The 23,382-nt window shown below is 63.1% G+C and carries 23 protein-coding genes; 13 read left to right on the top strand and 10 right to left on the bottom strand.

Going from position 1 to position 23,382, the window contains the following annotated elements; all coding sequences use genetic code 11:
* Positions 1–23 precede the first annotated feature (23 nt).
* The 3 genes from L1069_RS14960 to L1069_RS14950 all read left to right on the top strand — a co-directional run bounded on the left by L1069_RS14960 (position 24) and on the right by L1069_RS14950 (position 3,078).
* The gene (locus L1069_RS14960; RefSeq protein ID WP_237456196.1) at positions 24–1,031 is read left to right on the top strand and encodes a TraB/GumN family protein; all 1,008 of its coding nucleotides are present in this window, start codon (positions 24–26) and stop codon (positions 1,029–1,031) included.
* A gap of 41 nt (positions 1,032–1,072) precedes the next feature.
* Positions 1,073–2,053, top strand: a complete 981-nt coding sequence (locus L1069_RS14955) for a TraB/GumN family protein (protein WP_237456195.1) — start codon at positions 1,073–1,075, stop codon at positions 2,051–2,053.
* 104 nt (positions 2,054–2,157) lie between these two features.
* Complete coding sequence (locus L1069_RS14950; protein WP_237456194.1) at positions 2,158–3,078, top strand: manganese-dependent inorganic pyrophosphatase; 921 nt, start codon at positions 2,158–2,160, stop codon at positions 3,076–3,078.
* Between the two features lie 222 nt (positions 3,079–3,300).
* Here L1069_RS14950 and L1069_RS14945 read toward each other — a convergent pair whose 3' ends face one another.
* From L1069_RS14945 to L1069_RS14935, 3 genes are all read right to left on the bottom strand, one after another.
* A complete protein-coding gene (locus L1069_RS14945) occupies positions 3,301–5,214 on the bottom strand; it encodes a methyl-accepting chemotaxis protein (RefSeq protein ID WP_129370192.1) in 1,914 nt (637 codons plus the stop codon).
* Positions 5,215–5,281: 67 nt separating this feature from the next.
* Entirely contained in the window at positions 5,282–5,827 is a 546-nt protein-coding gene (locus tag L1069_RS14940; protein WP_237456193.1) for a M48 family metalloprotease, read from the bottom strand.
* Positions 5,773–5,955: a hypothetical protein gene (locus L1069_RS14935; RefSeq protein WP_237456192.1), complete on the bottom strand. Its 183-nt coding sequence runs from the start codon at positions 5,953–5,955 to the stop codon at positions 5,773–5,775. Before L1069_RS14935 ends, L1069_RS14940 begins: the two co-directional genes overlap by 55 nt.
* Positions 5,956–6,175: 220 nt before the next feature.
* Between L1069_RS14935 and L1069_RS14930 the strand changes: the two genes are divergently transcribed.
* The 5 genes from L1069_RS14930 (at position 6,176) to L1069_RS14910 (ending at position 11,053) form a co-directional block, all read left to right on the top strand.
* On the top strand, positions 6,176–7,051 hold the full coding sequence (locus tag L1069_RS14930; protein WP_237456191.1) for a TIGR01459 family HAD-type hydrolase: 876 nt from the start codon (positions 6,176–6,178) through the stop codon (positions 7,049–7,051).
* Between the two features lie 237 nt (positions 7,052–7,288).
* A complete protein-coding gene (locus L1069_RS14925; protein WP_134830316.1) occupies positions 7,289–7,732 on the top strand; it encodes a MaoC family dehydratase in 444 nt (147 codons plus the stop codon).
* 802 nt (positions 7,733–8,534) lie between these two features.
* Complete coding sequence (locus L1069_RS14920) at positions 8,535–9,467, top strand: bifunctional riboflavin kinase/FAD synthetase (protein ID WP_237456190.1); 933 nt, start codon at positions 8,535–8,537, stop codon at positions 9,465–9,467.
* Entirely contained in the window at positions 9,464–9,946 is a 483-nt protein-coding gene (locus L1069_RS14915) for a YcgN family cysteine cluster protein (protein WP_129370187.1), read from the top strand. The genes L1069_RS14920 and L1069_RS14915 overlap by 4 nt, the downstream gene beginning before the upstream one ends.
* Positions 9,947–10,018: 72 nt before the next feature.
* Positions 10,019–11,053: a beta-eliminating lyase-related protein gene (locus L1069_RS14910; RefSeq protein ID WP_134830318.1), complete on the top strand. Its 1,035-nt coding sequence runs from the start codon at positions 10,019–10,021 to the stop codon at positions 11,051–11,053.
* 24 nt (positions 11,054–11,077) lie between these two features.
* Here the strand turns inward: L1069_RS14910 and L1069_RS14905 are convergent, their stop codons facing one another.
* A complete protein-coding gene (locus L1069_RS14905; RefSeq protein WP_237456189.1) occupies positions 11,078–11,908 on the bottom strand; it encodes a LysR family transcriptional regulator in 831 nt (276 codons plus the stop codon).
* Positions 11,909–12,007: 99 nt separating this feature from the next.
* Here L1069_RS14905 and L1069_RS14900 point away from each other — a divergent pair, with 99 nt between their 5' ends.
* A complete protein-coding gene (locus tag L1069_RS14900; RefSeq protein ID WP_237456188.1) occupies positions 12,008–12,427 on the top strand; it encodes a hypothetical protein in 420 nt (139 codons plus the stop codon).
* Between the two features lie 102 nt (positions 12,428–12,529).
* Here L1069_RS14900 and L1069_RS14895 read toward each other — a convergent pair whose 3' ends face one another.
* Entirely contained in the window at positions 12,530–13,363 is an 834-nt protein-coding gene (locus L1069_RS14895) for an alpha/beta fold hydrolase (RefSeq protein ID WP_237456224.1), read from the bottom strand.
* A gap of 2 nt (positions 13,364–13,365) precedes the next feature.
* Complete coding sequence (locus L1069_RS14890) at positions 13,366–13,968, bottom strand: 2-hydroxychromene-2-carboxylate isomerase (RefSeq protein ID WP_237456187.1); 603 nt, start codon at positions 13,966–13,968, stop codon at positions 13,366–13,368.
* Between the two features lie 107 nt (positions 13,969–14,075).
* Here L1069_RS14890 and L1069_RS14885 point away from each other — a divergent pair, with 107 nt between their 5' ends.
* Positions 14,076–15,098, top strand: a complete 1,023-nt coding sequence (locus L1069_RS14885; protein ID WP_237456186.1) for a ribose-phosphate pyrophosphokinase — start codon at positions 14,076–14,078, stop codon at positions 15,096–15,098.
* Positions 15,099–15,154: 56 nt separating this feature from the next.
* Here the strand turns inward: L1069_RS14885 and L1069_RS14880 are convergent, their stop codons facing one another.
* Positions 15,155–16,351, bottom strand: a complete 1,197-nt coding sequence (locus tag L1069_RS14880) for an MFS transporter (RefSeq protein ID WP_237456185.1) — start codon at positions 16,349–16,351, stop codon at positions 15,155–15,157.
* Positions 16,352–16,420: 69 nt separating this feature from the next.
* Here L1069_RS14880 and L1069_RS14875 point away from each other — a divergent pair, with 69 nt between their 5' ends.
* Positions 16,421–16,822 (top strand): helix-turn-helix domain-containing protein, encoded by a 402-nt coding sequence (locus L1069_RS14875; RefSeq protein ID WP_237456184.1) that lies wholly within the window; start codon positions 16,421–16,423, stop codon positions 16,820–16,822.
* 9 nt (positions 16,823–16,831) lie between these two features.
* Here L1069_RS14875 and L1069_RS14870 read toward each other — a convergent pair whose 3' ends face one another.
* The gene (locus L1069_RS14870; RefSeq protein ID WP_129370179.1) at positions 16,832–17,182 is read right to left on the bottom strand and encodes an H-type lectin domain-containing protein; all 351 of its coding nucleotides are present in this window, start codon (positions 17,180–17,182) and stop codon (positions 16,832–16,834) included.
* 374 nt (positions 17,183–17,556) lie between these two features.
* Between L1069_RS14870 and nhaC the strand changes: the two genes are divergently transcribed.
* Both nhaC and L1069_RS14860 read left to right on the top strand, forming a co-directional pair.
* Positions 17,557–18,987, top strand: coding sequence for a Na+/H+ antiporter NhaC (nhaC, locus tag L1069_RS14865; RefSeq protein ID WP_134831324.1), 1,431 nt, complete (start codon positions 17,557–17,559; stop codon positions 18,985–18,987).
* 74 nt (positions 18,988–19,061) lie between these two features.
* Positions 19,062–20,084, top strand: coding sequence for a GlxA family transcriptional regulator (locus tag L1069_RS14860; RefSeq protein WP_237456183.1), 1,023 nt, complete (start codon positions 19,062–19,064; stop codon positions 20,082–20,084).
* 13 nt (positions 20,085–20,097) lie between these two features.
* Here L1069_RS14860 and L1069_RS14855 read toward each other — a convergent pair whose 3' ends face one another.
* A complete protein-coding gene (locus L1069_RS14855) occupies positions 20,098–21,315 on the bottom strand; it encodes a PAS domain-containing protein (RefSeq protein WP_237456182.1) in 1,218 nt (405 codons plus the stop codon).
* Between the two features lie 144 nt (positions 21,316–21,459).
* Complete coding sequence (locus L1069_RS14850; RefSeq protein WP_237456181.1) at positions 21,460–23,079, bottom strand: methyltransferase regulatory domain-containing protein; 1,620 nt, start codon at positions 23,077–23,079, stop codon at positions 21,460–21,462.
* Positions 23,080–23,382: the final 303 nt, after the last annotated feature.

Below are 23,382 nucleotides of genomic sequence, written 5' to 3'. Positions count from 1 at the left end.
CGGAACCGGTGAGAGGGCTTAGAATGAAACCGATAGCACTTGCACGCGCCCTGGTACTTGGGCTGGCACTTGGCCTGGCCCTGCAGGCCCCTGCCGCCATGGCCGCCTGCCGCGGCATCGACTACCGCGACCATCTGCCCGCCGCCACCGAAGCACGGCTGGAGCGCGAGATGGCCGCCACCCCGTATTCGCGCGGCAACCACTGGGTCGCCACCAAGGGGAACCGCACCATTCACGTGATCGGCACCATGCATGGCGGCGATGCCCGCATGGCCAAGGTGATGCGCACCCTGCGCCCGGTGCTGGCACAAGCAGACGCTATTTATCTGGAAACCTCCGACTCCGATCTGGAACGCCTGGACCGGATGCCTGATGAACTGGCCCGCAGTTTCCTGCTGCCCAAGGGCCAGGAATTGCGGCACCTGCTGCCCCGCGACGCCTGGGAGCGGTTCCAGCTGACGGCCCAGGTGACCGGCGTCAATCCGGAGACCATGAACCGGATGCAGCCCTGGGCGATTTCAATGTTTGTGGTGCAAAGTGGCTGCCGCCCCTACGGCTTTGGCCTGCGGCGCGGACTGGATGACCGGATATCCGATTTCGCCCGGCGCAAACGGATCCCGCTGGGGGCGCTGGAAACCCCGGAACAGGCGCTGGCGGCCATTGCCAGCCTGCCGCTCAGCGATCAGGCCCGGATGCTGGCGCTGGAGTTGGAACTGGTGCAATCCGGCAAACCCGAGGATGCCACCCCGGTTGAGGCTTATTTCGACCAAAGCGTCTGGACCTCCTTTGTCCTCGCCCCCTGGATCAGTGCCCAGTACAGCAGCTTCTCCGGCGCCGAAACCACGCGGCTGTGGCGGCAGTACAACCGCCGCCTGCTGGATCAGCGCAACCAGCGCTGGATAACACCCATCCTGGCCGCCCGGCACGACCGGATTGCCGTCGCGGTCGGGGCTGCCCATCTGCCCGGCAAAAACGGTGTTCTGAACCTGCTGAAAGCCAAGGGTTTCAGCCTCGCCCCGGCCGCGTGGTAAGGCAGCCCCCGCCGGCACTCAGATCTCAGGACCCTCCCGTTATGCGGCTTTTCCTTTCCTTGTTTTTCCTCTTGCTGCCCGCCTCGCTGTGGGCGGCCTGCACCGGCACCGACCTGCGCACCGCCCTCGCCGCACCAGACCGCGCCCGCATCGAGGCCCGCACCGCCGCTGCGCCCTTTGCCAAAGGCAACCACTGGATCGCCCGGCGCGGCGACCGCACGCTGCATGTGATCGGCACCCTGCACATCAACGATCCGCGGATGGAGGCCATCACCGCCCGGCTGGCCCCCTTGGTGCGCCAGGCAGACCTTCTGCTGATGGAGGCCAGCCCCGCCGACAAGGCGGCGTTCGAGGCCGAACTGGGCCGCACGCCCTCGCTGATGCTGATCACCGATGGCCCCAGTCTGATCGACCGCCTGCCCGCGGCTGAGTGGGAGGCCCTGGCCACCAAGGTCCGCAGCCATGGCATGGCCCCCTGGATGGCAGCCAAGATGCGGCCCTGGTTCCTGGCGATGACAATGTCATTCCCGCCCTGCCTGCGCCAGGACAAGGACATCAAACGAGGCCTTGATGTGCGGCTGAGCAAACTGGCTGAAGAAGCCGGTGTTGCCCTGCAGTCGCTCGAAGATCCGATGAGCGTTATCCGGATGATGGACGCCGACCCGCTGGAAGAGCAGGTCCGCCAGCTGCGCGCCTTTACCGCCATGATGGGCGGCGGCCGGGACAGTTTCGTCACCACGGTTGAGGCCTATTTCGACCAACAAGCGCTGAGCGCGCTTTACCTGAGCGAGCGGGACTTCCTGCAAAGCGGCGCCCTGACCAGGGTAGAGCGCGAAACCCTGTGGGCAGAGGCGATGGACGCGCTGCTCGACCAGCGCAACCGAAACTGGATCCCGGTGATCGAAGCGGCCAGGGGCGACCGCATCGTGGTGGCTGCCGGCGCCTTGCATCTGCCAGGCAGGGCCGGCCTGCTGAACCTTCTGCGGCAAGAGGGCTACAGGCTGGAACGCGCCCCGTTCTAGGCACAACGCCGCATTGCAGCGGCTGCGGGGTGACAAGCCTGCGCGCCAGCCCTATAAGGCGCGCAAATCTCCCTTCGGACCTCTTGAGTGAACAGGACTGCCCCATGACCATCCAAGTTTTCGGCCATAAATCCCCCGACACCGATTCCACCGGCTCCCCGATCATCTGGGCCTGGTATCTGAACGAGGTAAAGGGTGCCGCTGCCGAGCCCAAACTGCTGGGCGAACCGAACACCGAAGCAGCCTTCATGCTGCAGCGCTGGGGTTTCGAGAAGCCCGCGATCATCGCCGACGTGGCCGATGACGCGGCGGTTGTCATCGTCGACACCAACAACCCGGCAGAGCTGCCCGCCAACATCAACGGCGCCGATGTGCAGGCTATCATCGACCACCACAAGCTGGTCGGCGGCCTGGAAACCAAAGGCCCGATCGACATCACCATCCGTCCGCTGGCCTGCACCGCCACCATCATGCACGACCTGATGGGCGATGACGCCGCCAAGATGCCGGACGCAATCAAGGGTGCAGCGCTGACCTGCATCCTGTCCGACACGCTGGAATTCCGCTCGCCGACCACCACCGCGCACGACAAAGCCGTGGCCGAGAAGCTGGCCGGTGAGCTGGGCATCAATATCGCCGATTACGCGGCTGAGATGTTTGCCGCCAAATCCGACGTCTCTTCTTTCTCGGATGCGGAACTGCTGCGTATGGACTCCAAGGAATACGCCGTCGAGGGCACCAAATTCCGCGTCTCCGTGCTGGAAACCACCGCGCCGGGCGTGGTGCTGGACCGCAAGGCCTCGCTGATGGAAACCATGACCTCCGTCGCGGCTGAGGATGGTGTTGACCAGGTGCTGCTGTTCGTCGTGGACATCCTGAACGAGGAAGCCACCCTCCTGGTGCCGAACGATCTGGTGAAAACCGTGGCCGCCAAGAGCTTTGGCGCCGATGCGGCCGGCGACACCGTGGTGCTGCCGGGCATCATGTCGCGCAAAAAGCAGATCATTCCGAACCTGAAAGTCTAAGCGCCGCTGCCGGCCCGGACTGCAAAAGGCGCCCCGCAGGGCGTCTTTTTTTTGCGGCAGGACCCTCTCCGGCTGCGGTGCCCCGTCGAAACGGCGCTGCTACAACTCACTCCTTCCTGCGCACCTGCAGGAAACAGCGGCCTGTCCTTCAACAGCGGCCCGGGCGGGTGCTCAATATATGGCGCCGGCGGCCCAAAGGCAGCGGCGGCGGCTGGACCGGGTTCAGGCAGATTGCGCCTGAGGCGCGTCCCCGGCCGGGGGCCAGGCTTCGCTGCCATCATTGAAATCCTCCCAGCGGGTGCCGTCACCCCAGGCGTCATCGGCAACCGGCACTGGCTGCGGCGGATCCGCTGGCGCCCGTCCTGCGGCAGCAGGCTGATCCGCCGGACGAGCCGGTTGCGCCGGCGGCGGGCCGTCGCGCAGGACAAACTGGCCGACCACCTGATTCAGTCCCACGGTCTCATTGTTCATGGCGCGGATCGCGGATCCGGATTCCTCAACCATGGAGGCATTCTGCTGGGTCACCGAATCCAGCTGGGAAACGCCGATGTTGATTTCGTTCAACCCCTGCGCCTGTTCGGCGGACTCGCTGGAGATACCAGACACCAGATCGGCAATATTGGTCACCTGGCCAACAACGGTCGTCAGCGCCTTGCCCGCGCCGTCCACCTTTTGCACCCCGTCCTTCACATGCGCCGTGCTGGCACTGATCAGCGTCTTGATTTCATTGGCCGCATCCGAGGACCGCTGCGCCAGCGCCCGCACTTCGGAGGCAACAACAGCAAAGCCGCGCCCGACCTCGCCTGCCCGCGCGGCCTCAACCCCTGCATTCAGCGCCAGCAGATTGGTCTGGAAGGCAATGTCATCAATCACACCGATGATCTGCGAGATCTGGTTCGAAGAGTTTTCAATCTCATTCATTGCGGCAATTGCGCCTTCGACGACCCGGCCGCTGTTTTCGACATCCGCGCGCGCAGTTTCCACCGCAGACTGCACCTCCTGCGCGTTGCGTGCCGATGAATTGACACTCGCGGTCATTTCTTCAAGTGCTGCGGCGGTTTCTTCCAGCGTGGCAGCCTGGCTTTCGGTGCGGCCCGAAAGCTCTTCAGAGGCAGTTTGGATTTCATCGGACTGCCGCTGAATGCGGGCGCCTGCCTGAACCACGTCGGCCATCAGCTCATTCAGCTTATCGACGGTCTCATTAAAGTTCACCCGCAGCGGATCGTAATCGGCGCTGAATTGTTCAGTGATCCGGTCGCTGAGATCGCCGTCGGACAGCCGTTTGAGACCGCTGCGCAACCGGTCGATTACCTGTTCGCTTTCCTCACGCAGGGCGTTCTGCTCATCCAGTGCGGAAATAACCCGGCCTGATACCGCATCGATGTCCTTGGCAATTTCACCGAAGTCATCGGCGCGCATCCGGTCGGCAACCTTAAGCCCCAGATCACCCTCAGCCACTTCCCGCAAGGCAGAGCGCAGCCGCGCGATCGGACGCACAATCGTCAGCGTCACCTGCCGCGCGTTGCGGGCAATCACCAGCAGCGCCGCTACAGAAAACCCGATCAGCAGGTAAAGCAGCTGCATGTCATGGTCCCGCGCGCTTTGCGCAGTTTTCTGGGCAAACGATTTGATGTCCTTGCCCAGAGGCGCCAGCAGCTGGTTGAGAGCCTCATATTGTTCTTGCAGCTTGGGCAGCGCCGCCGCAGCAGCGGCAGCATCCGTATAGGCCAGCCCTTCAACGGCTTTGGCCGCCTGAATGAAAGTCTCTGCCGCCGGAGCAAGCTCTGCCACTTGCTGGCGGATTGCTTCGGACATTTCGACCTTTTGCAAGGCCGCAACCGCATCCCGGAGGCTTTGAATGTCGCGCGCAAGCTTGGCCTGAAAACGCTCTTTCTTGGCGGCCGGCCCGTCCGGTCCCACCAGCAGGGCGTGGACCGCGCCGGCCTCAATCGCATCGTGCATCTTGTCGGCCATCAGCTCATGGCGGATGACCGCCGTGGCATTGATTTGCCGTTCCAGTTCAAGCTCGCTTTGCCACAGGCTATAGACGGACATCGCCGCAAGCACCAGGACAGAAACAGTGGAAACCACGCCGGAAAGGACCAGCCGTGTTTTTATCGGAAGATTACGAAACATCGCTAACACACCATTGAGTTGCTTTCCATTCACCCTATGGGGGAGTCGTTAAAAAAGCCTTGGACACTCAGTAGCGCGGCCTCAACGGGTGGCACCAAAAATGGATCCGGGACCCCTTGCGCAGCAGATGCGGCGGCGCCGGTGCGGGGCGGACCGGAATGAAATCGCCCCGCAGGCCGCCGCCCTGCGGCAGGCGCCCAAAATGACCTAGATTACTGGATCTACTGTTTTTTTGAAGGTCGGCTTTGGCGTCGATCTGCTCCATCGTGGCCAGAACCGTTGCCAGACGCTTGGCATCAGGCGGATGTGTGCCCCAGAAGGACAGCCTGCCTGCTTTGGTGCGCGCAGCTTCTGGCCGGGCAAAGAATCTGGCGTCCTCGACCGGGTCATAGCCGGATGCATGGGCAATTCTTGTGCCCAGAGTATCCCTCTCCAATTCATAGGTTTGGGAATATGCAGTAGAGTCGGCCGCTGCGCCGACATCCATGCTAGTGGTGACCAGCGAAGGATCATAATAGCCGGAGTCCGCCGTGGCGGCAGCTGTTATCACCCCAAGGATCAGCGCTCCGGCCAGCGCCTGTTGCTTTTGTTTCTCGATATGGCGGCCCAGCAAGTGGCCGTCTTCATGGCGAGGGTAAAGGCCGCCTCGTCATCGCTGGCAGAATCCCGCAGCATCGGCATCGAGATGCGGATGACCGGCTTGTCTTCGCGATAGGTGAAATAGGCGTTGCGCTGCTTCATCTTGCGGTCAATCGAAGTTGCCGCGCTCGGCGGTCAGGGTTTCGCAGTATTTCCGCCCCGCCGGGCTGATCCGGGCCGCGACCCGCTTGAACCGGCGTTCTGCTGACGCCGGGTTGTTTCCACCCGTTACGCAGGCGCCGCCCGTTGCGCCGCTGGCCATTTCCTGCGGCCTCTGCCATAGCTGGTCCGGCAAAATATCCACGCGCGAGAAGGCCCGGCCATGACCCAGATCATCCCCTCCCTTTCCGAAGTCTCAAGCCGTTACAAGGCGCTGTTTGTTGATCTCTGGGGCTGCGTGCACAACGGAATCACCGCATTTCCCGAGGCAGTGGCAGCGCTGCAGACCTATCGGAAACAGGGCGGCATAGTGGTGCTGGTGACCAATTCGCCGAAACCCCGTGCAGGTGTGGCGGCGCAGCTGGGACAGTTCAACGTGCCGGATGATGCCTATGACACCATCTCGACAAGCGGTGACAGCGCGCGGGCCGCGATGTTCACCGGTGCTGTGGGAAACAAGGTCTATTTCATGGGGGAATGGGAACGTGATGCAGGGTTTTTCGAGCCGCTGCATGTGATCCATGAACCGGTGGAGATCACAAGGGTGCCGCTGCGCGAGGCCGAGGGCATTGTCTGCTGCGGCCCGTTTGACACCATGGCGGATCCGGAGGTGAACCGGGCAGACTTCCTGTATGCCAAGCAGATGGGCATGAAGCTGCTCTGCGCCAACCCGGATATCGTGGTCGATCGCGGCGAGAAACGGGAGTGGTGCGCCGGGGCGCTGGCGCGGCTTTATAAGGAAATGGGCGGTGAGAGCCTGTATTTCGGCAAGCCGCATCCGCCGATTTATGATCTGGCGCGGCGGCGCCTGACCGAACTGGGCCATGACTTTGCCGATTCCGAGATCCTGGCGATCGGCGACGGGCCGCATACGGATATTGCCGGCGCCATGGGCGAAAGCATCGATTCCCTGTTCATCACCGGCGGGCTTGCGGCCAGAGAGACAAAGACATCGGTCCAGCCGGACGCGGACGCGCTTGAGGCCTATCTGGCGCAGGAACAGTCCGCGCCCAGCTATGCCATTGGTTTTTTGCGGTAAAACTGCCTTCGCCAGCACCGTGCCTAGCACGGACCACCCTGTGTTTTGAACAAACCCCGCCCAAACCGGCGGGGTTTTGTTATGTCAGAAATGTCTTGATTTTCTGCAGTTGCAAAGTAATAAAGTTGCGCAAGCGGCCAATCCGGCGCGCAAAAGTTACAACGCCAGACGGTCAAGCCACGCGATCAGAATAGATGATCAGGCCAGAAGATCAGGACCAGGCGAACGGAGGATGAGATGTTGGACAACCTGCCGCGCGGAACCATCTGCATTGAAGACATCGAAATGGGGATGGTGCGTTACCTGCGCAAGGTCATCACCGATGAGGACATCGAGAAGTTCGCCGAGGTCTCGACCGACCGCAACCCGGTGCATCTGGATGACGATTACGCCCAGGACACCATTTTCGAGGGCCGGATTGCCCATGGGATGCTGACCGCCGGGCTGATCTCAGCCGTGATCGGCGAGCAGCTGCCCGGCCATGGCACCATCTATATGAGCCAGTCGCTGAAATTCCTGGCTCCGGTGCGCCCCGGCGACATGGTGCTGGCCGAGGTCGAGGTGACCGACATCGTGATCGACAAACGCCGGGTCAAGCTGGAGTGCCGCTGCATCGTCGACGGCAAGAAGGTACTGGTCGGCGAGGCCATGGTGATGGCGCCGTCGCGCAAATTCGACTGAGACCGCAAGCTACGGCAGGCAAGCTGGCGCCGCGGACTCAGACGGGTCCGCAATAGATGGGGGCGTTTCCCCTTCGGCCCTTGCCGGGCTGGGCTTCGCCCGTTCGGGTCTGAAATGATCCCCCGGATCATTTCCGGGACGACCCTCACCCCCAGGGTATTTCAGACCAGAAAGAAGCGCATTGGCAGCCGATTGGACCTTGGGCGCAGCAGGCAAAGCCGCTTGGACCGTTTGTCCTTGGCGGTTTTGTCTTGCCGGTTGGTTCCGTAATCTTCCGTTTAGCGCGGGCCTTGTGCAAGGTGGCGGCGCCGCCGGGCAGAGGTGGACAGACCCCGCCGGGGCTTGCTCGGACAAGCTTGCTTGGACGACCCCCTTTTTATCAGAGCCGGTTATCGGGGCTGGCCTCCGGGGGAAACGCGGGCAGCCACACAGATGCCTGCGCCTTGTATCATGGCCCTTGCTCGGGGTCATGGCGGGTGATCTCGATCACTTGGCAGTCTGGCCTCGCCGCGTGAGGATCACGTGAAGGGAGCGTGCGGCGGCGATGCATCACCCTGTGGCTGGGCGCTATCCCGCCCGCAAACAAGGCGCGCAGCGCCGCCGGGCAAGCGCCTGCCTGTCCTGGCGGACCGGCGCTTTGGGTCTGGCACAATCCCTCGCAACTGGGAATATGCTTTGCCGGAACAAACCGGCAGGCACCGGCCTGTTGTTGCACGCCCCACGGGCAGGCGTTCAACCAGCCGGTTCCCTCCGCCGCCACTGGCCGCTTGAACCGCCCGGCGCATGGCGCTACGGATGCGCCATGCGTATCGTCAGAGATTATGAATTCGTCGAAGACCAGGACCGGGGCGCCACTGTCGCCATCGGCAATTTCGACGGCGTGCATCTGGGCCATCAGTCGGTGATCGAACTGGCCCGCAAGGCAGCTCCCGAGGCGCCCTTGGGGGTGATGACATTTGAGCCGCACCCGCGCGAGTATTTTGCGCCCGATGCGCCGCCCTTCCGGCTGATGCGGGCCGAAACCCGCGCCCACCGGCTGGAGAAGCTGGGGGTTACGCGGCTGTATGAGCTGAACTTCAACACCGCGCTGTCCAGCCTGACGCCGGAAGAGTTTGCCCGTGACGTGATTGCCGGCGGGCTAGGGCTGGCACATGTGGTGGTGGGCGCCGATTTCTGCTTTGGCAAGGGCCGTGCGGGCAATGCGGATGACCTGCAGCGGTTCGGCGCGCTGCACGGCTTTGGCGTAACTATTGCGCCTTTGATGGAATATTCTGAACACGCGGTGTCTTCGACCGCGATCCGCAACGCGCTCAGCGAGGGCAGACCGGCGGATGCCAAGGAAATGCTGGGCCACTGGCACCGCATCGAGGGCGTGGTGATCGGCGGCGAGCAGCGCGGGCGGGAGCTGGGTTTTCCAACCGCGAACATGTCGATTGAGGGGCTGCACCAGCCGCGGTTCGGTGTCTATGCGGTGCTGGTGGATGTGCTGGACGGGCCGCATGCGGGCAGCTATCTGGGCGCGGCCTCGATCGGGGTGCGGCCAATGTTTGACGGCGTGGTGCCGAATATCGAAACCTTCCTGTTTGACTTCTCGGGCGATCTTTATGGCGCGACGCTGTCGGTTGCGCTGGTGGCCTTTTTGCGGCCCGAGCTGAAGTTTGACGGGCTGGAGGCGCTGATTGAACAGATGGACGCGGATTGCTCCACGTCCCGCGAAATCCTGGTGGCGCTATGAAACCTGAAAAAGACGTGATTGACCGTTCGGGCCTGGGTAAGCGTTTCTGGGAGAAGAAACCGCTTGCGAAGCTGAACCAAAAGGAATGGGAAGCGCTGTGCGACGGCTGCGGCAAATGCTGCCTGAACAAGCTGGAAGACGAGGAGAGCGGCGAGGTCGCCCTGACCCGTGTCGCCTGCCGCTTGCTGGATGATGCCAGCTGCCGCTGCGCCCAGTATCCGATCCGCCATCAGTTTGTGCCGGAGTGCATCGTGCTGAAGCCGGAAAACCTGGATACCCACGCCTATTGGATGCCGGAAACCTGCGCCTACCGGCTGTTGTGGCAGGGCAAGCCTTTGCCGGAATGGCACCCGCTGCTGACCGGCACCCCCGGCAGCGTGCATGAGGCCGGCGTTTCGGTGCGCGGCTGGACGGTATCCGAGTTCGAAATTTCCGAAGAAGAATGGGAAGACCACATCATCGAAGAGCCGCTGGGCTGACGGCAGCCTGGGGTGCCCCGCAGGCCGGGCAGGAATTGCACGGCCTGCACCGCAGAAAGAAGGATCCCGCTTATGCACTTTGCCTCTGACAATTCCGGCCCGGCGCCGCAGCAGATCCTGGATGCCCTGGCCAAGGCCAACCAGGGCTATGCCATGGGTTATGGCGCGGATGCGGAAATGGCCGAAGTGACAGCAAAGATCCGCGCGGTTTTCGAGGCGCCGGAGGCATCGGTGTATCTGGTCGCCACCGGCACGGCAGCCAACGTGCTGGCGCTGTCGACCCTGGCGCAGCCCTGGCAGACCGTGTTCTGCACCCGCCCGGCGCATATCCTGCAGGATGAGTGCAACGGACCGGAATTCTATACCGGCGGCGCCAAGCTGACGCCGGTGACGGATGCGGACAAGATGACACCGGAAACTTTACGTGCCGCGATTGAGGGCGAGGAAGTCCGTGGTGTCCACGGGCCGCAGCGGGGACCGGTGTCGCTGTCGCAGGTCACTGAATTCGGCACGGTCTATTCAGTTGCGGAAATTGAAGCACTGGGTGCGGTGGCCCGCGAATACGCGCTGCCGGTGCATATGGACGGCGCCCGGTTCACCAATGCGCTGATCCCGCTGGGCTGCACGCCTGCCGAGATGACCTGGAAGGCAGGGGTCACTGCGCTGTCCTTTGGCGGCACCAAAAACGGCTGCCTGGGAGTGGAAGCGGTGATCTTCTTTGATCCCGGCCACGCGCAGGAGTTCGAGTACCGCCGCAAACGCGGCGCGCATCTGTTTTCCAAGCACCGCTATCTGTCGGCGCAGATGCTGGCCTATCTGACCAATGACCTGTGGCTGGACAACGCCCGCACAGCCAACTCAAATTGCGCGATGCTGGCCGAAGGGCTGCAGGCCGCGGGCGCCCGGTTCACCCATCCTGCCCAGGCCAACATGATCTTTGCCGCCCTGCCCCGCAGCACCCATCAGCGGCTGTTTGCGGCGGGCGCGATTTACCATCTGTGGGACGGGCTGCTGCAGGGGCCGGAGAATGAGCTGGTCACCGCCCGGTTTGTTTGCGACTGGTCCTTAACCGAAGAGCAGATCAGCGCGTTCCTCAACCTGCTGTAAAGGGCGGCAGTGCAACGGGCTTTGTTATGGGGCCGGATCCTGCCAGGAGGCGCATAGGCTTTTGGCGATGGCGGCCGCAAACTGGGTCTTGCGATGGGCCACCCCGACCTGGCGCTGCACGGGGGTGTCCGTGCTGAGCGGCCGCACCGTGATCCCCTGTTGCGCGCGGGCATGGCCGAGCGGCACCAGCGCCACGCCCAGCCCCGCGGCCACCAGATCCAGCAGCTGGGCGTCATGTGCAGCTTCGGCGACGATGGCGGAAAGCGCCTGCACCTGCAGCAGCAATTGATCCGCTCCGGGGCAATAGGGCCGTGCGATCAGCGGCTCGCCTGCCAGATCGGCCAGGGTCAGCGCCGCCTGCGCGGCCAGGGGGTGATCGCGGGGCAATGCGGCGCCATAGGTTTCCTGCCATAACACCTGAAAGGCGCAGCCCCGCGGCACGCAGCCATCGGAGCAGAACAGAATATCCGCATCCTCGCGGCTGTTGGTGAACTGGAACGTCAGCGCCGCATTGTCCCGCCGCAGGCCGGACAGCGCCGCCTGGAAGGAAGCCACCAGGATGTCCGGCTGGCAATGCACCCGGACCGCCTGCGGTGCCCGCCCGGTCAGCCGCTGCTCCAGCAGGTTGAGCTGCGCCAGCACGGCGCCCGACTGGCGGTACAGCTCGTGCCCCAGCGCAGTTGGCGCAAGCCCGTCACGGCGGCGCAGGAACAGGGCGCCGCCATAGTGGTCTTCAAGTTTTGAGACCGCCGCCGAGACCGACGGCTGGCTCACCCCGTTCATCCGGGCCGAGGCGCTGAAGGTGCCGGTGTCATAGGCGGATTGAAAATAGCGTAGCGGGGCAAGATCTATCATAGTCAAAGACTATGCCATCAATAGGCATCAAAGCAATTAACTTTGATCCTTCTGCGTGGCTAGCTGTCTGCGAAAACAGCAGCACAGAAGGACAACACCATGAAGGACGCGGGCATTACGCAAGAGGCCGGGACCACGGGCCCCGTCATCGCCCAGGTACTGAAACATTTCGAAGCCGGGGATCCGGCGATCATGGGGCTGATTGCTGCGGATATCGATTTCCGCATTGATCACTACAAGGATGACGCCGATATCGCCTGGCAAAGCGCCACGGATATCGAAGGTTTTGCCCAGGTGCTGACCCGGCTGGGCCAGGAAGTGTTTACGAAGGGCACGCAGATCCTTGCGGCGGACACGCAGGACCTTGGCAATGGCTGGTTTCTGACCCGGTTCGAGCAGCGGTTCTTCTATGCCCGGAGTGCAGCAATGGCAGAGAGCGTCACTTTTATCACCACCCATCAGGAAAACGGGAAGATGGATTTTTTCCGCGAGGTGGTGACAACAGTGACGGAAATCTGACCTCCCGGCGGCGCATCAGACCGGCGGCGCAAGCGAAACGCAACTGGACCGCACAAGGCCTGCCGCAGGTCAAGAGCGGGCCGGTCGCGGGTCCGGGGCCTGTCAGTTGCGGGCCTGCCAGAACTGCCGCAGCAGTTGCACCGTTTGCTGCGGGTGCGTGACCGGCAGCATATGGCCCGCGCCCGGCACGGATCCGGCACGGGCATTGGCCAGCCGGCGGCTGAACCCCCGGACAATTTCCCCGATCACGCCCGGGCTTTCACTGCCGTGAAGCAGCAGCACAGGCATGGCAACAGGATCCATAGCGCCGGGGGCAAGGGTGCCGTTTTCATCGTCAAAAAGCGTCGGGTGGCAGGCCGGCACCACAGGGATTGCGCGTATCATTGCAGCACGGGCCTGTTGGGGCAGGTCGGCCCACTTTGGCTCTCCCGGCCCCCACATCCGATTGAACAGCCGCGCCATCAATGCAAGATCCCCGGCTGCCCAGGCCGCATCGATTGGCCGGCTGGCGGCTTCGAGGGTGGCGAATGCCGCCGGGGCGTCGGATTTGGCCACGGCAAACAGCACCGGTTCGATCAGCGTCAGGCTGCGCACCAGATGCGGCCGGGCCATTGCCATGCGCAGGGCCACGGTGGCGCCGAAGGAGTGCCCGATCAGATCCGCCGGTTCGCTCAGCAAGGCAAGGCCTGCGTCAACGTTCAGCAACTGATAGTTGCCGGTGCCGTCCCAATCCGGGCTGCGCCCATGGCTGAGCATATCGAAAGCGGTAAGGGTGATGTCCCCGGCCATCTCCCCGGCCAGACGGCGCCAGGCGCCGGAATGGGCCAGCGAGCAATGCACCGCCAGCACATTGCGCGGGCCCTGGCCGAAGCTGCGCGAAAAGATCCCCTCGGGCCGGGCCGCCGCGCGGTGCGGCTGGCCGCCTGTCACGCGGATTGTCACGCGGCCTGCCCCGCCAGATGCGCGTCCAGGTCTTCCAGCCGGTCCTGTCCCCAGAACTTTGCCCCGTCTGCGGTCACCCAGAACGGCACCCCGAACACACCGGCATTGACTGCGTCCTCGAGGTTCTGCGCATAGGTCTCAGCGCCGGCCAGAAGACCGCTGTCAGCCAGCGCCGGGTCGAAGCCGGCGCCTTGGAGGCAGTCGCGGATCACCGTATCCTCGGCGATGTTCTTCTCCTCGGCCCAGCAGGCGCGCAGGATCGAATGCACCAGTTGCCCCATATCGCCGCCGCCTGCGGTTTGCGCGGCGGTAATGGCGTATGAGGACGGCGCGGCATTGACCGGCCAAAACGCCGGTTTCAGATTGACGGGCATGCCCAGCCTGGCCGCCTGCCGCTCCAGCTCAACCAGGCGGTATTCCTGGCGTGCGGGATGGCGCTCGCCCGGAGGTGTGCCGCCGGTGCGGGCAAACAGCGCCAGGATGTCCAATGGCTTGCAAATCACCTCGGCGCCGTGGCGCGCGGCAATCTCCCACGGCCTTGTGCCGGCCAGATAGGCAAAGGGCGACAAGGTTGAGAAGTAGAAATCGAACGCTGCCATAGGCTGTATCTCCCGCTTAGAACTTTGCGCGAGGGTAAGTGCATGATAAGCGGGGTTCAATATCACGAATCTGACACATTGCCATTGCTGCCTGGGGATATCAGCCAATGCCGACTTTGAACGAACCCAAGCTTATCGCTGGGAACGCCAACCTCCCTCTTGCCCAAGCCATCACCCGCCGGATGAGCATGCACCGCGGTGTCGACCAGGAGCTGGTGGACGCCCGCGTCGAGCGGTTCAATGACGGCGAGATTTTCGTCGAAGTCTATGAGAACGTCCGCGGCGAGGACATGTTCATCATCCAGCCGACCTCAAACCCGGCCAATGACAACCTGATGGAGCTGTTGATCATTTCTGATGCGCTGCGCCGGTCATCGGCCCAGCGGATTACTGCAGTGATCCCCTATTTCGGCTACGCCCGCCAGGACCGCCGCACCAAAGCACGCACGCCGATCTCGGCTAAGCTGGTGGCGAATATGCTGACCGGCGCCGGCATCGAGCGGGTTCTGACCATGGACCTGCACGCCGCGCAGATCCAGGGCTTCTTTGATATCCCGGTGGACAACCTTTATGCCTCGCCGATCTTTGCGCTGGATGTGAAGAACCAGTTCAAGGACAACATGGACGAGCTGATGGTGGTGTCTCCGGATGTGGGCGGTGTGGCCCGTGCACGGGAGCTGGCCAAGCGCATCAATGCACCGCTGTCGATCGTTGACAAGCGCCGCGAGAAGGCCGGTGAAGTGGCCGAAATGACCGTGATCGGCGATGTGAAAGACAAGATCTGCCTGATCATCGACGACATGTGCGACACCGCCGGCACGCTGTGCAAGGCAGCCCAGGTGCTGCTGGACAACGGCGCCAAGGAAGTCCACGCCTATATCACCCACGGCGTGATGAGCGGCCCGGCGGTGGAGCGCGTCACCAATTCGGTGATGAAGTCGCTGGTGCTGACTGACTCGATCCAGCCGACCGAGGCCGTCGCCGCCGCACCCAATATCCGCATCCTGCCGACCGCGCCCCTGTTCACCCAGGCGATCCTGAACATCTGGCACGGCACATCGGTTTCGTCGCTGTTCGAGGACAAGACCCTGGTGCCGATCTACGAGAGCCTGACCTCAAACGGCAGCTGAACCCGCTGTTTTCCGCAAGTTGAAAAGCCCCGCCACCCGGCGGGGCTTTTGCCTTTTTACAGGGCGGCACGGCGGCGGCGCGCTGTGTGCAGAGCCGTCACCAGCGCCATGCAAGCCATCAGCGCCAGACCTGCCGCGGCGGCGCCGAAGGCCCCGCCATAGCCCCATATGCTGATGGCAGGCGTGCTGGCAAAGGGCGACAGAAACTGGCCGCAGAACACCGATGCGGTCAGGATTGCACCCGCCGTACCGCGCCGCCCGGACGGGGCCAGCGCGAGCGTGATGGCGACAAAGCCGGGCGAGACCGTGGCATAGCCAATGCCAACCGCCATGGCGCCCGCAAGCGACACCGCCGCACTGCCCTCTTGCGCCAGAACCGCAAAGCCAAGCGCCAGCGCGCCGTAGCCCAAGGCAAAAATGGCAGCATGCGGCAGCGCGCCCCTGAAGCGCGCATACAGCAGCGCAGTGATCCCGCCGCAAAGCGACAGCAGCCCCAGCCCCGCCCCGGTCATCAGCGCACTGTTGAGGCCCTGGGACGCAAAGAAGAACGGCAGCTGGGTCGGCATCATGAAGAACAGCCCGTTGGTCAGCATCTGCAAGGCTGAGACTGCGATTACCAGCATCAGCCAGGCCGGGTGCCCTGCCCCCTCAGCTTGGGCTTGCCCCGCTTGGGGCCGGGCCGGTTCTGGCGCATGGCGCCAGACGGCGTACAGGCACAGGACTGCCAGCCCGTAGATCAGAAACGGCAGCCGCGGTGACAGGGTGGCGGCCAGCCCGGCCATTCCGATAAAGACCAGCCCGCCGAAATTGCGCGCCGAAATTTGCAGCCCGGTCAGCGCCTGTCGCCGCGCGCCGGTGAAATAGTCGCCGATCAGGGCGGTTTGCGCGGTCATGATCAGCGCCACAGCGATCCCCAGGCCAAAGCGGCTGACAAGCATCAGATGCAAATCCGGCAGGTAGAAACCGGCCGTGCCGCACAGCATGAACAGCCAGACCCCCGCAAGCAGCACGCCGCGCCGCCCGGCGCGGTCTGTCAGCCAGCCTGCCAGCGGCGCGGTAAGCATCACCCCCAGCGACGGCGCGGTGACCAGCAGCCGTACCAGAAAACCTCCATCGGGCACGCCTGAGAATTCCTGTTCCAGCCCGGCCAGCGCCGGGCTGATGGTTGCATTTGCCATCACTGTGAGACTGGCGGCCATCAACAGCGCGATGGCCCTTGGCTCCTGCCAGAGGGGTGTTTTTTCCGTGTTCATCCGGGAATTTCCTTGTTCCAACTGTTCCGGACTGGCAGCCTGCCAATTCAAGTCAACTTGAGGTCAAGAATGAAACTTCTGGATATTGGCGACGTCGCCGACCGCTCGGGCGTCGCCGCCTCGGCCCTGCGGTATTACGAAGAAATCGGGCTGATCACCTCAGCCGGGCGCAAGGGGCTGCGGCGGCAGTTCGGGCGGGGGGTTTTGCTGCAGCTGTCGCTGATCACGCTGGGCAAGGCGGCCGGGTTTTCGCTGCAGGAGATTGCCGGCATGTTCGGCAAGGACGGCCAGCCGGATCTGCCGCGCAGCCAATTGCACGCCCGCGCCGATGCGCTGGAGGCGCAGATCCGGGAACTGACCACGCTGAAGGACGCGCTGCGGCATGTGGCGGACTGCCCGGCGCCCAGCCATCTGGAATGCCCCAAATTTCAAAAGCTGCTGCGTGCCGGGACCTTGACTGCCAAGGTCTAGCGCTGCGGCTTAATCAACATCCCAATCGTCGGCATGTGGCAGCTCGCCGATGGCCAGCCAGCCCGCACGCAGGCGGGCGGCGCGGCTGTCGGCCCAGGTGCGGAAGACGATCTCGAACCCTTCGCAGGTGATGTTTTCCGCCACCAGTTCGGCCCGGATCGCGGCAGAGGTATCCATATCCCAAAGAGACACCGACACTTGCACCGATGGCGGGCTGGCAAATGCCGCGCTGAAGCTGACCGCCTGGCGCCGCTCGCGCGGGCCGGAGCCGGTCCACATCTCACCGTTGTCCTCGAAATCCGAAAAGACTTCGATATCCCCCTGATCGACCCCTGTGCGGGGGTTGCGCAGTCTTTTCATTCCGGTTCCCAAGCGGTTAGTCAGCTTTGAGATTAAGCCATACAGCAGGATTATCCAGAAACCAGCCATAAAGACCCGGCGGCTGTTGCCTTTAGGCAAGGCAGCGCTGGCTTGGCAAGCTGCCATTTCCAATGGCCTGGCAGGCGTGCGCGGCCTTCACGAGCGGGGAGAAATCCCTCGAACACCCAATCTTTCCCCGATCAGGGATATTTCCCCGATTGTCGCAAACGCTGTGCATTCCGGCGCGGCTGGGACGAGTCCCGGGGGCCGATTTCTGGTGTGTATCCGCATCCGCCTTTGACAGGCGATTTGACCCTAGGGAGGAAATACCCGTGTCACCAAATGATCCGAATATCGTAAAGCCTGGCCTGGCGATGGCGCTTTTGCCCATCGTTCTGACGCTGGCTGTTCTGGGCGTTCAGCTGTTTTATTTCGGGGATTTCACCCCGCATATTCCGCTGGCGATCGGCATCGCCATCACTGCGCTGGTGGGGCTGAAGCTGGGCCACAAGTGGGACAACATCGAGGAAGGCGTGTTTCACGTCATCAACATCTCGCTGCCATCGGTGTCGATCCTGATCACTGTCGGCATGATTGTCGGCATCTGGATTGCCAGCGGCACCGTGCCGACGCTGATCTATTACGGGTTGAAAATCCTGTCGCCCGAGTTGTTCCTGGCCGCGGGCATGGTGTTGTGTTCCATCGTGTCGGTGTCGCTGGGCACCTCCTGGGGCACTGTGGGCACTGTCGGCCTGGCACTGATGGGGATCGGCGCGGGCTTTGGCATTCCGATGTACTGGACCGCAGGCGCCGTGGTTTCCGGCGCGTTTTTCGGCGACAAGATCTCGCCCCTGTCAGACACCACCAACCTGGCCCCTGCGGTGACCGGCACCAACCTGTTCGACCACATCCGCAACATGCTGCCGACGACCGTGCCGTCGATGCTGATCGCGCTGGTGATCTATCTGGTTGTGGGTTTCACCCTGATCGATACCTCGCAGGTGTCGTTTGAGCGGATCGACGCGATCACCGAGGCGCTGGATGGCGCGTTCTGGATTTCGCCGCTGATGCTGCTGCCCGCGCTGCTGGTCATCGCGCTGGCGGTAAAGAAACAGCCGCCGATCCCGTCGCTGTTTGCCGGTGCTGTCGTCGGCGGTATCATGGCGATGCTGTGCCAGGGTGCGGGCCTGCATGAGACCTTCACCTTTGCCAACAGCGGCTATGCGATTGAAACCGGCGTGCCGGAGATTGACCCGCTGCTGAACCGCGGCGGCATCCAGTCGATGATGTGGACGATTTCGCTGGTGCTGCTGGCGCTGGGGTTCGGCGGCGCACTGGAACGGACCGGGTGTTTGCAGGCGATCATCGAGGTGATCATTGCGCGGGTGAAGAGCTTTGCCGGCATCCAGACCTCGGCGATCCTGACCTCGATTGCGACCAATACCGTGGCGGGCGATCCCTATCTTTCCATCGCCCTGCCCGGCCGGATGTATGCGCCTGTCTATCGCGGCATGAAGTATTCGCCGCTGAACCTGTCGCGCGCGATTGAGGAAGGCGGCACGCTGGTCTCGCCGCTGATCCCCTGGAATGCGGGCGGTGCCTTTGTGATCTCGGCGCTGGCGCTGGGAATATCGGATGGCAATTTCGAGAACCTGCTGTACATCCCGCTGGCCTTTGCCTGCTGGCTGTCGCCGCTCATTGGCATCTTCTATGCGATGACCGGGCTGTTCTCGCCCAAGGCCAGCGAAGACGAAATCGCCGCCTGGGAAGACAGCGGCGAGCCGGTGGCCAAGCTGACAGCCTGAGAAAACAGCGCGCCGCGGGCGAAGGCTTGCGGCGCGCATTTTGCAGTAAACATCCCATCTGTTAGGGTAAGAACATGAATCTCCGCAGCTTTGTCCCCAAGGGTGCGGCCAGTTTCCGGGTTGATTACGACGGGCCGCCCAAAGACATCTATTTTGTGCTTCTGCCGAAGCTGACCATGCTGGCCTTCAGCGCGGCGGTGGAACCCTTGCGGGTTGCCAATCAGGTCACCGGCAAGGAGCTGTACCGCTGGTTCCTGATGAGCGAGGACGGCGCGCCGGTGCCGTGCTCGAACGGAATCGAAATCAATACCGACCTGCCGCTGGAGGATCTGCCCCGCGGCAGCTTTGCCTTTGTCTGTTCCGGCATTGAACCCTCGGCCAGCGCCAGTCCCCGCACCCTCGCCTGGATCCGGCGCCAGAATGCCCATGGCGGCCGGTTCGGCGGCATCTGCACAGGTGCCTTTGCGCTGGCCCAGACCGGCATTCTGCAGGGGCAGCGTTTTACCCTGCATTGGGAGAACCAGCCCTCGTTTTCCGAATGTTTTCCGGGGTTGGAGCCCAGTGCCAACCTATATGAGATCGACAACGGGCTGATGACCTGCGGCGGCGGCAATGCGGCCACCGACATGATGCTGGAGATGATCGAGACCGACCATGGCAAGGATCTGGCGGTCATCGTGTCCGACATGTGCATCCACTTCCGCTCCAACAACCGAGAAGCGCTGCAGAAATCAGCCTATTCCGTTGCGCTGAGCAGCCGCAATCAGCATCTGATCAACGCCATGCAGTTCATGCATGACACCATCGAGGAGCCGGTGGAAATCGGCGTGCTGGCAGACCGTGCGCAGATCTCGCGGCGCCAGCTGGAACGGCTGTTCCAGCGCTATGTCGGCACCTCGCCGGTGCAGTTTTACATTGAACTGCGGGTGGGCCGGGCGTTGGCCCTGCTGAACGAGACCAATATGACGGTGGCAGAGATTTCCGCCGCCACCGGTTTCAGCAGTGCCACGCAGCTGTCGATCCGTTTCAAGAAACGCTATGGCCAGTCGCCTGCGTCTTTCCGCAAAAGCTGGACCGAGACGGCGGCAAAGGAATAGGCCGGAACACGGGTTACTTTCCTTCGGATGCAAGTGCTTTGCTGAGTTCCGTGATCTTTTCCAGACGGACGGAAATCCGGTCCTGGAACTGGCCCAGCTCATCAATGATCGAATTCAGCGATTCCCCGGTACTCCCCAGCCGGGCGCATTCGATCTTGCACAGCACCCGGGTTGTGGTCAGCGCCATGAAGTGGCGGTGCAGGGTCAGGCAGGCCTTGAGGATGCGGCCGGCCTCGAACCGGACGTCCTGCAGGCTGGCCCTGGCCTTGGTGAACTGATCCTCGGTCAACTGCGTCAGGATCGCCTGTTCGCGATTGATATCAATGGCCGCTGCGCCGTCTTCCTGATTAAGCTGATGGCCGCATTCAGTGAGGATGCGGGCCAGCCCTTCGACAAAAATGGCTGCTGTCACGGTGCCCTTGATGGCGCGGAAATTGCTGTTCTTGCCCCAGACATGGGCCTCGAACCAATTGGACATATCGCGCGACATGGCGTTGTAGTTTTCGGACAGAACGGTGACCGGCCCGCCCGCCGGTTCGATCCGCGAGGCGATGACGCGCAGGTTATGCGGGATGGTGCGCATGGATTCGAATTCCTGCACCAGCGCCTCGGTCTCCTGCACCAAATCCCCGGCTGCGGAATGCATCGCCCGGCGTTCCGCCAGACGGGCATCCGCGGGGCGTTTCATGCCTGCATCACGTGCCATCAGCTCTTCTGCCAGGGCGTGGCCGGCAAAATCGTTGTAGGTGGCAAAGCCAAGCCCTTGCAGACGTGTCAGCAGCAACGCAGCGCTGGCTTCGGGGTCTAGCCCTTCGTCGCGTTCGGCCTGGCGCAGCAGGGCGTATTCCTGCTCGACCGTCTTGCGCAGCGGGCTGGTCGGTTTGATCCGCGCCGAAAGATAACCGCCGTCGCAGGGCGTGACGACTGCAAAAACCCAGTAGTAGCTGCCATCGCTGGCCCGGTTCTTGACATAGGCGCCTACGGTGCCGCCGCCCTTGATCGTATCCCAGAACAGCTGGAACACCGCGCGCGGCATGTCCGGGTGGCGGATCACCTTGTGCGGTGCCCCCAGCAGGTCTTCCATCGCGTATTTTGCGACACGGCTGAACACAGCATTGCCGGCCTGGATCACACCGCGGGAGTCGGTGCGGGAAAAGAACACTTCGTCCAGGGCAAAGGGAGCTTCTCTGCCCCTGGATGGAGCGGTCAGCGTGCGGTCTTCAAAGGACACGTGTGAGTTCCTGTCAGTGAGGGTAAGGGGCCGCTTTCTGTTTAAGCGGCACAGCTTTTCAAATTGCTAATGCGGCGGCACATGAGAGCGGTTTTCCAAGCTGCCGGCGCGTCCCGGCCGCCCGCCCCGCCGAATGCGGCGGGATCACGCCGCAGTGCCCTGTGCCAAGGCCCCCGTCTGGTCCTTCCCGGAGCCCGTCCCGGTGTCCTGCCCGGCGTCCTCCAGCGTCACGCCCAGGCTTTCGAACAGCGGCAGGCGGCGGGCCGCGAAATTGCCTGCCCTGGCTCCTAGAAGGGCGAGGTTCTCCTCCTCGGTTTCCAGCACCCGGCCCTCGTGCTGCAGCCGCTGCCCCTGCGGCGCCAGGATGCGCCAGGCAAGGGCTGCCCAGCCAGCGGGTGTCTCATGGCCTTCTCTGCGGGCCAGCAGGAACAGCTGTTCGAACCGGTCCGCCTCCACCCCGCCGCCGGTGACAGGCGAGGCCAGGAAGCGCAGGGTATCGCTGTCCTCGGCCCGTTTGCAGACCGCCAGATTGAAGGCACGGCAAGCAGCAGCCCGTTGTGCCAGCCCCTCCTGCGGCAGACAGGGGGTGATGCAGCCGGTGCCGGCAAGTGTCGTCAGCATCCGGGCGATGCTGCCCCAGTCCATGGCGCCGAACACCCCGTGATCCAGCAGGCTGCGCACTGTTGCTGGCCCCTCGGCCAGAGCTTTCAGCACAGGCGCGTACTGCTCCTGCTCCAGAGGCACCTCCCTGCCCCGGTGGTGGAATTTCAAGGTTCCGCCGCTATAGGGACGGGTCAGAGCAAAAGGGGTCGCAAACCAGGCGCCGATTTCGCCGCGCGGGGTATGGGACAGCTTGCCCTTCACAAAAATATCGGTGCGGAAATGCTCGTTCAGCAGGACATCGCGAAGGCCTTCGCGGCGGCCGGGGTCCCCCTCGCTGTTCAGCAGGGCCTGCTGCTGCGGCGTGAAGCGGATGCAGTCCAGATTGTCCAGCGGATGCACGGAGCCTGCAAAATCCAGCTTGGCCCCGGCCAGTTCGCCTGCCAGATCCTCGAAATAAAACGGGGTCCAGTCCTTGTTGAAATACTCATGCGCCAGATAGTTGGCCGGCATCGATTTCATATGATCCAGACGTTTGGCCGCTGCCGGGTTCTTGCCGAAATACGCCGCACCCGCTGCATCCAGCTGATGCGCAAAGGCCATTGCATCGCCGATCCGGTCTGCCAGCGGCCCGCTGCCCTGCTCTGCCCGGCCGGCAAGAAGGCGGCGCAGCGGCATGGCCGCAGCCCAGCCGGGCTGGGCATTATAGCTGACATAGACCAGGCCGCCCGGCCGCAGCCACTGCGAAATGAACCGAGTGATATGCTGGCGGTTCTCCGCGGAGACCCAGCTGAAGACACCGTGCAGGGCGATGATGTCAAACACCTCGGGCAGGCCCGGCGCGGTGTCGAAATCCTCAAAGGAGCGTTCGTGGAAATGCATGTTGTCCAGAACCGCTTCCTGCGCCAGCTCTCTGGCGCCGGCGATATGCGACGGGCTGAAGTCCATCGCGTGGAATTCAATATGCGGATTGGCCGCCGCCAGCAGATTAGCGGAAAATCCCTGGCCGCAGCCGAGTTCGCAATAGGTGATGCCGTCGCCGTCCAGAGCGTGCCGGTGGCCCTGGCTCATCGCGCCAAAGCCCAGCAAGGCGGGCGTCAGCTGGCTGTGGAAATCATGGGTATAGTCGATGCCGGCCACATAGCCGGAGGTCCAATCGGTCACGGGGAATCCTGCTGGTTAGGAAAATGTCATACAGGGCAATTTCGGGGAATTTGATGAGAATTGAGTTAATGGGACGCAGATCCGGGGTAACTCACGGGAAGGTGAAAGCCTGCTCTGCTCAAAGAGTGCCCCGGCAGCGCGGCCCGTGTTGAGGCCCACAGTGTTCACCGCGGTTTGGGTAAAGGCCGCTTCTTTTATTGGGTGTTTGTGTCAAGTATTGGACGATTAGATCATGCCGTGCCCTCCACCGGTTCCCGACGGAATTCAGCGCAGTCTGTCCACATGCGGTGCAGCAAGACGGTG

Origin of the sequence: Leisingera sp. MMG026 (assembly GCF_021654205.1) — a bacterium.
GTDB lineage: Bacteria > Pseudomonadota > Alphaproteobacteria > Rhodobacterales > Rhodobacteraceae > Leisingera.
The sequence above is the reverse complement of the archived record's forward strand: the minus strand, read 5'-3'. Positions and strand labels throughout refer to the sequence as shown.